We start from the raw sequence: 12928 nt of genomic DNA on the forward strand, positions 1-12928 counted from the left end.
CATACGCCAAGACGTCAGGCGAGGATGGAAAGGGTTGAGGCCGTGTTGCATGGTTAGGACTCACAGGGTGACAATCCAGGACGTTGCCGTCTTGTCCGGATTGTCCATTTGCACGGTGTCGCGGGCTCTCAGGAATCTCCCCAATGTTTCTGAAAAAGCACAACGACACGTGGCGGAAGCCGCCAGCAAACTTGGCTACAAAGCCTCAGCCGCAGCGTCCAGGCTCGCCGGTGGAAGCACGGGATCGGTGGCAATCGTCGCCCCGACAGCCACGGCCTGGTTTTTCGCCCAGGCTGTGGAAGCCGCCGAGGAAGTCTTCGGAGACAGCGGGTACGACACCGTCCTGATTAGCCTGCGCAACAAGGCCAGCGTGCGGACGCAGTTCTTTGCGGACCTTGGAAACCTCGCGCAAAGAGTGGACGGACTGCTCCTGCTCAATATTGACCTCGCGCCCCATGAACTGGAAGCGTTGGACGCCTCCGGGCTCGCAGTTGCCAGCGTGGGCATGCGCAATGTTCCGTGGGACAATGTAGGTATCGATGACGAGCACGCAGCTTGGCAGGCTACCCAACACCTGCTGGGGCTGGGCCATTGGGACTTGGCCGTTCTTTCGAGCAATGAACACCCCGTTGTAACTGAGACGCCACGGTTCCGCGGCTTCAGGCGTGCGCTGGATGAACACCACCTCACCGTCCACCCGGACCTTGTGGTGGGAACCGGGCCAAGCATCGACGACGGCAGACGGGCCATGACTGAACTCATGACCCGTGGCGGGAGGCCCACTGCAGTGTTCGCTCACTGTGACGAGGCCGCGTTCGGTGCGCTGATGGCGCTGCGGGAACACGGCCTTTCCGCGCCCAAGAACGTGTCCGTGATCGGCATAGACGATCACCCCATGAGTTGGTTCCTTGGCCTGAGCACTGTGGCGCAACCCGTTGCCGACCAAGGCGCCTTCGCAGCAAACCTGCTGTGCGAACGCCTGCTAAATACTGAATCCCCCCATCAACCCTCCAACCACCTGCTCGATACCAAGCTCATCGAACGCAAGACCACGCGCCACAAGCGCTGAACGGAACAATGCACATGACTGATCTTCGTAATGCCTGGACCGGCGCCTCGGCGCTGTTGTTCGACCTCGACGGCGTGCTGACGCCCACGGCCGTGGTGCACGAGCAGGCCTGGCAGGAACTTTTCGATGGCTATCTGGCCAGTACGGGCCACCCGCAGGGTTACCAGGAGAGCGACTACTTCGATCACATCGATGGCAAGCCCCGCTTTGATGGTGTCCGTGATTTCCTGACGTCCCGCGGGATTGCCCTCCCTGAAGGTCCGGTGAATGACCACCCGGACAACGAAACCGTGCAGGGTTTGGGCAACCGGAAGAATGCCATCTTCAACGAGATCGTGGATTCCCGCGGTGTTGAGCCGTACGAGGGTTCGGTCAAGTTCATCAATGCTGCGGTGGAGCTGGGGCTGAAGGTCGCGGTCGTCTCTTCCTCCCGGAACGCGCCTGCGGTTCTGAAGGCCGCCGGGCTTGACCACCACTTTGAGGTGGTGGTGGACGGTATGGTTGCCGCCGGCGTCGGACTGCCCGGTAAGCCGGACCCGGCCACCTACGTATATGGGGCGGGTCTGCTGGGCGTGCCTGTGGAGGAATGCATCGTGGTGGAGGATGCAGTATCCGGCGTTCAGGCCGGCGCAGGTGCCAATTTTTATGCCGTGATCGGTGTGGACCGCGGAGCCGGCCGCCAGACCCTGCTGGACGCCGGCGCCACGCTGGTGGTCGACGACCTCAACGATCTTCTCTGACCCTACTTTCTACGAAGGACAACAACTGCCCATGGCACTCATCAGCTCCGATCGGCTTCGCTTCCCCTGCGAGCCCTGGAAGCTCGTGGAAAACATCCACGTCCCCGGTGACGAGGGAACGCTGGAAACGCTGTTTGCGCTTGGCAACGGCCACCTTGGCATCCGTGGCTCACATTCAACAGCGGGCGACGGCGAGCTTCCCGGCACGTTCATTAACGGTTTCCATGAGATCTGGGACATCAAGCACGCCGAGAACGCCTACGGTTTTGCCCGGACGGGCCAGAGGATCGTTTACGTGCCGGACGCCAACAATTTCACCGTCTCCATTGATGGCGAGGCCTTGAGCCTGGCCGAATCCACTGTGTTGGACTACCACCGCAGCGTGGACTTTTCCACAGGCGTCTACGAGGAAAGCATCACCTGGGCCTGCCGTTCCGGCGCCACCGTCACCACGGTAGAGCGCCGCGCTGTGGGTTTCGATTCCCGCGGATGTCTTGGCCTGGAGCTGTCGCTGACAGCGGACCGGGACGTGTCCGCGGACATCACCTCCGGCGTCGTGAACCGCCAGGACCAGCCTGTGGACGACCACTCGGTCCACGATCCCCGCCGCTCCGGCCGGCACGCGGGCCGGGTCCTGCTGCCGCTGCACCTCCAGGGTGCCGACGGCTCACTTCGCCTCGCCTGGGAGACGTCCGAGTCCCGCCAGCGTGTGGCCATGGCCGTGGATCACTGGATCTCCGCTGAAGGCCAGCCTTTTGAGACCTTGGTGGCTGAGGATGACTCCTCTGTCCGCTACGTTTTGGCCATCCACGACGGCGACACGTTCCGTTTGGAGAAATCGGTCAGCTATGTGGTGGCCGGGTCCTCGGACGCCGAAGACCGCGGCGAAAGCCTCGCGACGGAAGCCGAAGAGAACCTTGTGCCCTTCGCCGACATCCTGGCCCAGAGCAAAGCGCACTATAACGAATACTGGACCACGGCCGACGTCTACATTGGGGGACAGCCGGAGATGCAACAGGCCGTGCGCTGGGGACTGTTCCAGCTGGCGCAGGCCACTGCGCGTGCCGGTGTGGCAGGTATCCCCGCCAAGGGAGTGAGCGGTTCCGGGTACGAGGGCCACTATTTCTGGGACCAGGAAATCTACCTCCTGCCGTATCTGACCTACACCAACCCTTGTGGTGCCAGGAAGGTGCTGGAATCACGTCACGCCATGCTGCCCGACGCCCGGGTGCGGGCCAAGGAGCTCAGCGTGGACGGTGCGCTGTTCCCGTGGCGCACCATCAATGGCCTGGAAGCCAGCGCCTACTACGCAGCCGGAACGGCCCAGTTCCACATTGCTGCTGCCATCGCCTATGCAGCCAACCGTTACGAATGGGCCAGCGGCGATGCCACCTTCCGTGGGGAACTGGGCGCTGACCTGCTGATCGAGACGGCCCGCATGTGGGCTTCGTTGGGTTTCTTCGGCAAGGACGGACTGTTCCATATCCATGGCGTTACGGGTCCGGATGAGTACACGGCTGTGGTCAATGACAACCTGTACACCAACGTCATGGCGCGCTTTAACCTTCGGGCTGCAGCTTCGCTGGAAGACGAAGGCGTCAGCGATACCGAGCGTCTGGTGTGGCGGCAGGCGGCCGAGCGGATGTCGCTGCCCTACGATCCGCACCTGCAGTTGCACAGCCAGGACAACGACTTCATGACCCTGGAGCCGTGGGACTGGAACACGCCCAAGTCCAAGTACCCGCTGCTGCTGAATTTCCACCCGTTGGTGATCTACCGGCACCAGGTCCTCAAGCAGGCCGATACGGTGCTGGCGATGTTCCTGCAGTGGCAGGACTTCACGGCTGAGGAGAAGCAACGCGCCTTCGACTTCTACGATCCCATCACAACCGGCGACTCCACCCTGTCCGCTTGTGTGCAGGGCATCATGGCGGCCGAGGTGGGCTACGGTGACGTCGCGTTGCAGCACTTCACCGAGGCACTGTTCATTGATCTGGACAACTCGCACGGCAACACCATCGACGGCGTCCACATCGCCTCCACGGGCGGTATTTGGAGCTCCTTGGTATGCGGCTTCGCTGGTATGCGGGACCAGGGCGAAGTTTTGCGCTTCGATCCCCGCCTGCCTGTGGAGTGGGAAGGCCTGTCCTTCCGGCTTAAGGTGCAGGGACGTTTGTTGGCCGTGGATCTCGCACAGGGTTCCATCGCCCTGACACTTGTATCCGGGGAGGACTACAGCCAGGAGCCACTGCGCATTGACGTGCGGGGGGACAACGTCACCGTTGGTGCGGACACCGTCACGGTGCCGCTGGACACCGTACCCGTCCCGCCGCCGTCGATCTTCCCCAGCGTCTTTCCGACGGCGGGCCTTCCGATCATCCGATAGTTCAGGCTTTCCCGGGACTACTTTGCGGCGAGGTCCATGGTGGTCAGGCGCAGCCACAACCACAGGCGCTTCTGCGGGTCCGCCAGGTCCAGGTTGAAATCCCCGGCCAGGCGGGCCACGCGGTAGCGGACGGTGTTGTTGTGTACATGGAGTTCAGCGGCCATGGCGGAAATGTTCCCGTTGGTGGCAAGGTAGGCGCGGAGGGTGTCCAGGTAGTCCGTTTGCTGCTCGGCATCGCGGGCTTGAATCCTGGCGATCTGGTCCGCGCCGCCCAGCCCGTTGTCTTCAATGAACTCCCCGATTTTCAACAGGTTCAGGGGGATCTGGAAGTCCTCATGGAGCGCCACGCCAGGCGACTTCCCCTGCCGCGACTTCCCCTGACTCGACTTAAGCTTCAGCAGGTAGTGCAGGGTTTGGATTGCCTCGGACCTGGACCGGGGCAGGTGCTCGATGTCGTGGGCGATCCCACCCACTGTCGCGATAACGGGGAACGAGCTGATGGTGTGCGAATATGCTTCGATTTCCTGGATGATCCGCCCGTGCGCAGCTCGCGGCTCAGTCCCGTTACAGGGCAGCAGCGCATACACCACTGACCCGATCAGAGCACTGTGGCTGGTGCCGAACTGCACGTTGCATACCGTTGTTACCAAGTGAAGCAGCCGGTGGATGTCGCGCACGGATTCCAGGCTGCCGGTCTCCGGACGGACAATTGAAAATGCTGCCACGGCCAGGCCATTGGCGGTATCCAATCCCAACTGCGCGGCCGCGAACGATGCGTGCGGGGTGTCGTCCATGAGCGTCCGGATGAGGTCGGCGTTACGCCGTTCCCCAAAGTCGGAGGCCGAGCGGGCGTGGAGCATGTGCAACCCGGCCAAGGGCGCCATCCGGTCCAAAGCATTCAAAGCCGTGACGCGTTTCTCCTCGCCGGGGTCGATGATCCAGATGGAACCCAGCAGCTCTCCGCCTGCCCGGACGGCCAGCGCAAGTCGCGCCATACCGTCGTCGAGCGCCGGTACCATCACCGCTCCCGGGGCGTCGTAGACCATCTTGAAATCCTGGTCGAAAGCTGGCTGGATGGTTTCCTGCAGGGTCAGCGTGGTGATGCGCCGGAGTTCATCGATTGGCTGCCCGGGCAGTGTGGAATAGCCCAGGATGCGTCCCAGCGGATCCACAATGCTTGCCGCGCCGTTGGTCATGGAAGCCGCGGCATTGGCGAAAGCGTAGAGGTCACCCAACCGGACCCCGGACACCGAGTCTGCGGCAGCGCCCATCACCGAGGCCCGCGCTAGCGCCACCAATCGGGTCCAGTCGGCATGATCCGGCGCCACGAGCAGTGACAGGCTGTGCCGGACTGCCGCTGCACGCAACTCCTCCATCCGGGCCCCGTGCGCTTTGACGATCACCGCCGCTGCGCTGCTGTTCGCTGCCCTGTGGAGGAGTTGGTCAAAATCAGGGGATCCGTACGTGCACCCCACGGCCAGGATGATGCGGTCGTCCACGCTGGACCAGTTGTCCAAGGGGTCGTACATCAGTACGTCTGACACTGGATGCCCCAGGTTCTCAGGCGTGGGGTTGGCGTGCACCAGATCGGCCTGCATGAGCTGGATGCAATCGGACAACCGGACAGTGGTTTGCTGCATGCCGGACTGCTGCGTCCCGGACTGGGAGCGCTCGGTGATTTGGGGCTCTGGAAGCGTCTCTGCTGGATCCATAGCTGGACGTTATCACAAGCCTATTTCTTATCTTATGGAGGAATTCACATATTGAGTGGAGGAGATCTGCGTCACTATTGGGAAAGAAGCTGGACGGGTAACCCAGCAGGAACTCAAAGGACACACCATGAAACTCAAGGACATCAAGGCGCTCGCCTCGGTGCAGGGACCTGCCCGAACCGTCTCGGAGCGCCTGTCACGTAAGTGCTACAGCGTGGAGGACATGCGGAAGCTGGCAGCCAAGCGCCTGCCCAAGAGCATCTTCGAATACATCGAAGGCGGCGGCGAAGATGAGGTGTCGCTGCGCCGCAATCGCTCGTCATTCGACGATTGGTCCTTCCTCCCAAAATGGGGTTCGGTGGACAACTTGGACCTGAGCTCAACCCTCCTCGGCGGACCGGTTTCCATGCCGGTGACCCTCTCGCCCACAGGCGGTACCCGGCTGTTCCACCCCCAGGGTGAGTCCGCCGTCGCCCGCGCAGCGCTCGCCGCCGGCATCCCGTACGGCTTGGCGCACCTGAGCACCACCACCATGGAAGACGTCAGTGCCGCGGCACCGGGACTTCGCCGGTGGTTCAACCTGGAACCCACCTCGGACAAGGGTCTCCTGCAGGCCGTCTTGGATCGCGTGTCCAACGCCGGGTACGAGGCCCTGCTGGTCAACGTCGATTGCAGGGCCATCGGACACCGCGAGCGCGATTACCGCAACGGGTTTACCGCCCCGCCGTCCATCAAGCCGAAGACGGTTGTGGAGGGAATGTTGCACCCTGCGTGGGCGCTGGGGTTCCTGGCCAATGACGCAATTGCCTTCCCCAACCTGGACGCTGAGGTTCCGGCCGGTCCCTTGGCTAGCTCGCCGGACATGTGGCGCACGCTTCTTGCCGGTTCGTATGAGCCCACCGACTGGGATGACATCCGGGACCTGCGGGAACGCTGGAACGGGCCGATCGTCCTCAAGGGAGTAGTCAACCCGAACGACGCCGCGTTGGCGGCTTCCATGGGAATCGACGCCATCCAGGTCAGCAACCACGGCGGACGGCAATTGGACCATATGGCGGCCCCGCTGGATGTCCTTGCCGACATTGTTGAGAGGACTGCCGGCCGAATGGAAATCATCGTCGACGGCGGCATCCGCCGGGGTTCCGACGTCGTCAAGGCGCTGGCTCTCGGCGCGGATGCCTGCTCCATCGGGCGCCCCTACTTGTATGGGCTGGCTGCCGCCAGCGAGGCGGGGGTGGCCCACGTCCTGACCCTGTTCCGGGCAGAAATGACCCGCACCATGATGCTCCTGGGAGTGTCCACCATCGAAGAACTGCGCACTGAAGGCCGGGATTTGATCCGGCACCGCAATGAAGCGTTCACCCGCACCCAACCCACGGAGCCCACCTGGGCTTTGCAGAAATGAGCACCCTGACATGAAAAATTCCCCAACGCTACAACGAACCAAGCTCGGCCTTCCGGTTGCCGTTGTCACTGCAGCGCTGATGCTGTCAGTGACGGCGTGCAGCCCCGCCGGCAACGCATCGGCGTCGAACCCGTCCGCCGGCGCTGCCGCAGCGGGTACCGGTGTCCCTGCGCTGGAAGTCAGCCATGCCGCCGTCGACCTTCTTCCGGAGTCCATCAAGGCTTCCAAGGTGCTGCGCGTTGCCATCCCCACCAACGAGCCGCCGACGCAGTTCTACCGCGAAGGCACGCAGGAAATGACCGGAACCAACCCGGACGTGGCTCGTCTGATCGGCCAGGCTTTGGGTGTCACCGTGGACATCCAGGTGGCCAACTTCGATTCCATCATTCCGGGCCTTGCAGCTGACCGTTACGACATGACTGTTTCCTCCATGACGCCCACGGAGAAGCGGATGGAAGTCCTGGACTTTGTTGACTACATGCAGATAGGCAATGCGATTGCAGTGCCCAAAGGCAACCCTGGTGGAGTCAAGGACGAGAACGCGCTTTGCGGCAAGAAAGTAGGACTCCTCACGGGCTCCTACCAGCTGACCGTGAATGTCCCTACCTATGACCAAGCCTGCACAGCCGCCGGCAAAGACGCCATTCAAAAGAGCGAATTCCAGGACACCCGGCAGGCCATCTCCGCGCTGACCAGCGGACGCCTGGACACGGTGCTGGCTGACTCGCCCATTTTGAATTACGCCGCCACCCAGAACCCGCAGATCGAGGTTGCCCGGACATACGAGTTCGCTCCCGTCGGGGTGGGCGTGCCGAAGGAATCCGGCCTGGTGAAGTCCGTATCCGCGGCACTGGATGCCGTGATCAAGAGCGAGTCCTACGTCAAGGTCCTCGGGAAGTACGGCCTTGAATCCAGTGCCATCACCGACGCCCGCGTCAACTTCGCCCAGTAGTGAAAGAGGTGACTGCTATGAATACGCAACCCTCAGCCCCCGATACCAAGGAGCCGGCCACATCAGCGGCCGGTGACTCCATCCCGGTGGTGCCCCTGAAGCACCCGGTCCGTTTGGCCTTGGCGATCGTCCTCATTCTGGTGGCGCTGGGTGCTGCCTGGGATGTCGCAGTGAACGAACGCTACCGCTGGGACGTTGTGGTGTCCTATATTTTTGCACCGCAGATTCTTGCCGGTGCCGGCCTGACCATCCTGCTGACCGTGGTGTCCATGACCGTTGGCATAGCCCTGGGTACTTTGCTGGCCATCATGCGGCTCTCCGACAACCCGATCCTGAGCACCATCAGCCGCGGCTACATCTGGTTCTTTCGCGGAACGCCGCTGCTGGTCCAGTTGATCTTTTGGTACAACATTGCGGCGCTGTATCCGGTGATCGCTTTCGGGCTTCCCTTCGGTGGACCATCCGTGGTGTTGGGATCGGCAAATGTGCTGATCTCTCCGCTGGGTGCGGCGCTGCTGGGGTTGTCCCTTAACGAGGCTGCGTACATGGCCGAGATCATCCGTGGCGGCATCGGCTCGGTGGACAAAGGCCAGTACGACGCCGCCCGGGCCCTGGGCATGAGCGGTGGCAAGCTGATGGGCCGGGTGATTCTGCCGCAAGCCATGCGCGTGGTCCTTCCCCCCACCGGCAACCAGGTCATTTCGATGCTGAAGGGCACCTCCCTAGTGAGTGTCCTGGCGATCTCGGACCTGCTCTACTCAGCTCAGATCATTTATGCGAACAACTACCAGACCATTCCGCTGCTGATCGTTGCGAGCCTCTGGTACCTGCTCATGACCACTGTCCTGAGCTTCTTCCAAAACAAACTTGAACGCAGATACGGGCGGGGTTTCGACTCAGCGCCGCGACGGATCCGCAAGCCTAAGACAAGGACAGCATGATGACTACCGCCATGGTGGAGGCCCGGGGAGTCCGGAAGAACTTCGGCGTTATTGAAATCCTGAAAGGCATTGACCTTAGGGTTGAAAAGGGATCGGTGACCTGTTTGATCGGCCCGTCCGGTTCCGGCAAAACCACCTTCCTGCGCTGCATCAACCACCTTGAAAAGGTTGACGCCGGCCGCCTCTATGTTGACGAGCACCTGGTGGGCTACGCCGAACGCAACGGCAAGCTCTACGAAATGAAGGAACGCCAAACGGCCCGTTCGCGGCTCAACGCGGGCATGGTGTTCCAACGTTTCAACCTCTTCCCCCACATGACGGTGCTGGAGAACATCATCGAGGCCCCCGTGCATGTGCTTGGCCGGCCCCGGCGCGAGGTTGTGGTGGAAGCGCAGGCACTTCTGGACCGGGTAGGCCTGGGCAGCCGCGGACACTCCTACCCACAGGAGCTCTCCGGTGGACAGCAGCAACGCATCGCGATCGCCAGGGCGCTGGCCATGAAACCCAAACTGATGCTCTTTGATGAACCCACGTCCGCGCTGGACCCCGAACTGGTGGGCGAGGTCCTGGACGTCATGAAGTCCCTGGCTGAAGCAGGAATGACCATGGTGGTGGTCACCCACGAGCTTGGATTCGCCCGGCAGGTGGCCGATCAGGTGGTGTTCATGGACGGTGGCGTGGTGGTCGAAAGCGGCCCGCCCGAGCAAGTGCTGGGCAATCCGCAGCACGAACGCACCAAGGCGTTCCTCTCCAAGGTTTTGTAAGCATCGGTTTTGTAAGAACTCCAAGCACCACGAAAGGCATCACCATCATGACCCGACTCCAAGTCACTACGGACCTCGCACCAAGCCCGGCCGGCCCCTATTCCCAGGCCATCGTGGCCAACGGATTCCTGTTCACCGCGGGACAAACACCCCACCACCCCATCACGGGCGAGCGGGTTGGGATCACCATCGAGGAACAAACCATTCAGGCCATGAAGAACGTGGGCGAAGTCCTGGGTGCCCACGGCCTGGACTTCTCCCACGTAGTCAAGGCGACCGTGCACCTGCACCACCCGGGGCGCGACTTTGACGGGTTCAACGCCATCTACGAAAAGTACGTTGTTGCCCCATACCCGGCGCGCACCACCGTGGGTTCGTTCCTGGGCGACTTCCTGGTGGAGATCGACGTCGTAGCGGCCGTCCCGTAGCAACCGCACCCTCAGGAATGTCGGGGCCACGGTGCCTGCCTGCCTCAGGCGGCATCCTTGTCCGGGGCGGATGGCGGCTGTCCTTCCACCGCTGCGTCACCGACCGGCGCCGTTCCGGACGCCTGGCTACCTGCCAGGCGCCGACGCTCCAACTCGCAGTTGATCAAATCCAGCAGCGCCTGCGCCGGTTCGGATAAGTGATGAGTGTCCGGTGATCCAAGTTGGTCGCAGTGGATCAGCACGTGTCGGATGCGTTCCAGTTCGCGGGAGGGCACCAAGGGCCAGCGGTGGAACAGTTGCCGGACGGCTATTGCTCCGAGGAGGGCATCGGGCTTGTTTGCCACTACATGATTGCCGTGCTGAGCGGCGGCCCGTCGCCTGGCGATCGTGGCCGCCGACAGCGCGACGCCATGGGCCATGAGATTCTCGGCCTTAAGTGAATTCGGGGCCATGTGAGGACCTCCCCGGGTAGGGCGAAGGAAGCCGGATGCCTGACTGTGGAATTAGCTTACAGAATGTGACTTATGTCATGTCAATATTAACGGGAGATATCCGCCGTCGTCATTGCAGAACCGTTCCGCCGCGGCGGCCCCCCGTGTCCTGTGTGCGGCACCGCATCAATAGTTGCGCCGGACCGCCGTGCTGTCCAGGTCGCGGTGATGCCGCGCCCGGCGGAGAAAGCTGCGCAGCGCCTCTGTTTCCGACTGGGTGCGAAGGATGGTGAAGTCCATGATCCCGGCTCGTTCGTCGGTGTCCCACACCCGCCAGCCCGTGCCGTCGCGGTCGATCCAGGTGGAGTTTTGTGAACGGCCGGTCGGACCGAACCAGTTCGCGGTCGCCATGCGATGCGCGGCGAGGTATTCCGCTACCTTCGCCACGGTCAGGAGTTCGCCGTCCGCCAGCAACTCGTCCAGGCCGGGCAGCTCTCGATTGTGCATGGTCCCATTCTCCTTCGGAAGAGGTATTTCGCCACAAAGCATCGACACGATGATGGCCCTGAGGCTCAACCCAGGTGAACGTGCGGGGTATCGCTTGTTCCGCTGAAGGTCCTACGGTCGATCCTGATCAGGAGCAGTGCGACGGGGACGATCAGCAGCGCCACTCCGGCGGCCCACAGGAACACCAGCGAGTAGCCCGAGGTCAGCGCAGCCAGCGTCCCGCCGCCGAGCGCTGCTGTGGCCGCCGCCGCGATGGTGCTGAAAAGCGCAATGCCCAGCGAGCCGCCTATCTGCTGTGATGCGTTGACCAGCGCGCTCGCGACGCCGGCATCGTCCTTGCCCACTCCGAACAGGGCCAGGTTTTGCATGGGGACAAAGACCATTCCGAGGCCTACGCCCATGAGGATGAGGGCCGGCAGCATGTTGACGGCGTATGTTCCCCCGGGAGTGACTTGGGTAAGCCACAGCATGGCTGCAGCAATGAAGATAGGCCCCAACGCGCTGGGGATCCTTGCCCCCAGCTTGGGGAGGTTCTTCGCAATAAGGCCAGCAGTGACGATCAGGACCACGGTCATGGGTAGCGAAGCGATTCCGGCTGCGAAGGGCGCGAAGGCCAGTACGATCTGCAGATAGAAATTGATGAACAGGATGCCGCCAATCAGCACCGCTCCGGCCAAGAATGAGGCCAGGAAGGCAGCCGCCCGGTTGCGTTCTGTAGCGACGTGCAACGGCAGCAGTGGATTCTTGACCTTTCGCTCGACGGCGACGAACAGGACCAGCAGGGCCACGCCTGCGGCGATGAAGCCCCATGACTCGATAGCCGCCCAGCCGTGTTCGGCATTCGCGAAACCGTAGACGAGGGCGCCCAGGCCGGACGCGGCAAGAACGACGCCGGGCCAGTCGTATTTGGTGGAGCCGCCCGCTTTGCTTTCGCTCACCAGGGTCCAGACGCCAACGAGGGCGATGATGGCGATGGGGACGTTGACGAAGAAGCACCAGCGCCACGAAACGAACTCGGTGAGGAAGCCGCCAAGCAAGACGCCTGCGGCCGCGCCCACCCCGCTGATGGAACCGAAGATGGCGAATGCGGTGCCGCGATCCTTGCCTCCCGGGAAAGCGACCGTCAGCAGGGCCAAGGCTGCGGGTGCCAGGAGTGCAGCAAAGATACCCTGCACGGCACGGGCCCCGATCAGTTCCCAAGGCTGCTGGGCCAGGCCACCGATGAGTGAGGCGATCGCGAAGCCCGCGGAGGCGGTGATGAAGGTCCGCTTCCTGCCCCAAAAATCAGCGATCCTGCCACCTAGGAGCAGAAGCGCGCCGAAAACCAGTGCGTAGGCCGTGACCACCCATGCTCGGGTGGAGTCGCTGATGCCCATTTCCATTTGAAGCCGGGGGAGTGCCAGGTTCACGATGGTTCCATCTAGGACCACCATGAACTGGGCAAGCGCGAGGAACGGCAGGGCCCGCCAACCCATCGCTTTCTTCCCGTCCGGTCCCCCCGAGGGAGTGGTCTTATCGAGCAGTTGTGAGGTCACGGGGCACCAATCATCGAAGTAGTAATACTTACAAAAGTATAAGTACTTTTGGAGATGA

The 12928-nt window shown here is 62.5% G+C and carries 12 protein-coding genes; 8 read left to right on the forward strand and 4 right to left on the reverse strand.

Features of this window, described 5'->3' with window-relative positions; genetic code table 11:
* The first annotated feature begins 67 nt into the window (after positions 1-67).
* The 3 genes from HAV21_RS06465 to HAV21_RS06475 are packed head-to-tail and all read left to right on the forward strand — an operon-like array spanning position 68 to position 4195.
* Positions 68-1069, forward strand: coding sequence for a LacI family DNA-binding transcriptional regulator (locus HAV21_RS06465; RefSeq protein WP_347877614.1), 1002 nt, complete (start codon positions 68-70; stop codon positions 1067-1069).
* An 8-nt stretch (positions 1070-1077) separates the two neighbouring features.
* The gene (locus tag HAV21_RS06470; RefSeq protein ID WP_142937018.1) at positions 1078-1809 is read left to right on the forward strand and encodes an HAD-IA family hydrolase; all 732 of its coding nucleotides are present in this window, start codon (positions 1078-1080) and stop codon (positions 1807-1809) included.
* A 31-nt stretch (positions 1810-1840) separates the two neighbouring features.
* A complete protein-coding gene (locus HAV21_RS06475) occupies positions 1841-4195 on the forward strand; it encodes a glycoside hydrolase family 65 protein (protein WP_166841115.1) in 2355 nt (784 codons plus the stop codon).
* Between the two features lie 17 nt (positions 4196-4212).
* On the opposite strand, the gene HAV21_RS06480 is transcribed toward HAV21_RS06475, so the two are convergent.
* Positions 4213-5907 (reverse strand): helix-turn-helix domain-containing protein, encoded by a 1695-nt coding sequence (locus HAV21_RS06480; protein WP_243753153.1) that lies wholly within the window; start codon positions 5905-5907, stop codon positions 4213-4215.
* Between the two features lie 127 nt (positions 5908-6034).
* On the opposite strand from HAV21_RS06480, the gene HAV21_RS06485 reads away from it, so the two are divergent.
* The 5 genes from HAV21_RS06485 to HAV21_RS06505 are packed head-to-tail and all read left to right on the forward strand — an operon-like array spanning position 6035 to position 10397.
* Positions 6035-7312, forward strand: coding sequence for an alpha-hydroxy acid oxidase (locus HAV21_RS06485; protein ID WP_208096353.1), 1278 nt, complete (start codon positions 6035-6037; stop codon positions 7310-7312).
* Between the two features lie 10 nt (positions 7313-7322).
* Positions 7323-8264: an ABC transporter substrate-binding protein gene (locus HAV21_RS06490; protein WP_208096355.1), complete on the forward strand. Its 942-nt coding sequence runs from the start codon at positions 7323-7325 to the stop codon at positions 8262-8264.
* A 17-nt stretch (positions 8265-8281) separates the two neighbouring features.
* On the forward strand, positions 8282-9205 hold the full coding sequence (locus HAV21_RS06495; RefSeq protein WP_142937016.1) for an amino acid ABC transporter permease: 924 nt from the start codon (positions 8282-8284) through the stop codon (positions 9203-9205).
* A complete protein-coding gene (locus HAV21_RS06500) occupies positions 9205-9969 on the forward strand; it encodes an amino acid ABC transporter ATP-binding protein (RefSeq protein ID WP_279538998.1) in 765 nt (254 codons plus the stop codon). Before HAV21_RS06495 ends, HAV21_RS06500 begins: the two co-directional genes overlap by 1 nt.
* A 47-nt stretch (positions 9970-10016) precedes the next feature.
* Positions 10017-10397 carry a Rid family hydrolase gene (locus HAV21_RS06505; protein ID WP_142937015.1) on the forward strand — a complete coding sequence of 127 codons (381 nt, stop codon included), beginning with the start codon at positions 10017-10019 and terminating at the stop codon, positions 10395-10397.
* 44 nt (positions 10398-10441) lie between these two features.
* On the opposite strand, the gene HAV21_RS06510 is transcribed toward HAV21_RS06505, so the two are convergent.
* The 3 genes from HAV21_RS06510 to HAV21_RS06520 all read right to left on the reverse strand — a co-directional run bounded on the left by HAV21_RS06510 (position 10442) and on the right by HAV21_RS06520 (position 12870).
* Entirely contained in the window at positions 10442-10849 is a 408-nt protein-coding gene (locus HAV21_RS06510; RefSeq protein ID WP_243753154.1) for a hypothetical protein, read from the reverse strand.
* 165 nt (positions 10850-11014) lie between these two features.
* A complete protein-coding gene (locus tag HAV21_RS06515) occupies positions 11015-11335 on the reverse strand; it encodes a hypothetical protein (RefSeq protein ID WP_142937014.1) in 321 nt (106 codons plus the stop codon).
* A 65-nt stretch (positions 11336-11400) separates the two neighbouring features.
* The gene (locus HAV21_RS06520; RefSeq protein WP_166841116.1) at positions 11401-12870 is read right to left on the reverse strand and encodes an MFS transporter; all 1470 of its coding nucleotides are present in this window, start codon (positions 12868-12870) and stop codon (positions 11401-11403) included.
* Between the last annotated feature and the right edge of the window lie 58 nt (positions 12871-12928).

Origin of the sequence: Paenarthrobacter sp. MSM-2-10-13, assembly GCF_011605365.1 — a bacterium.
GTDB lineage: Bacteria > Actinomycetota > Actinomycetes > Actinomycetales > Micrococcaceae > Arthrobacter.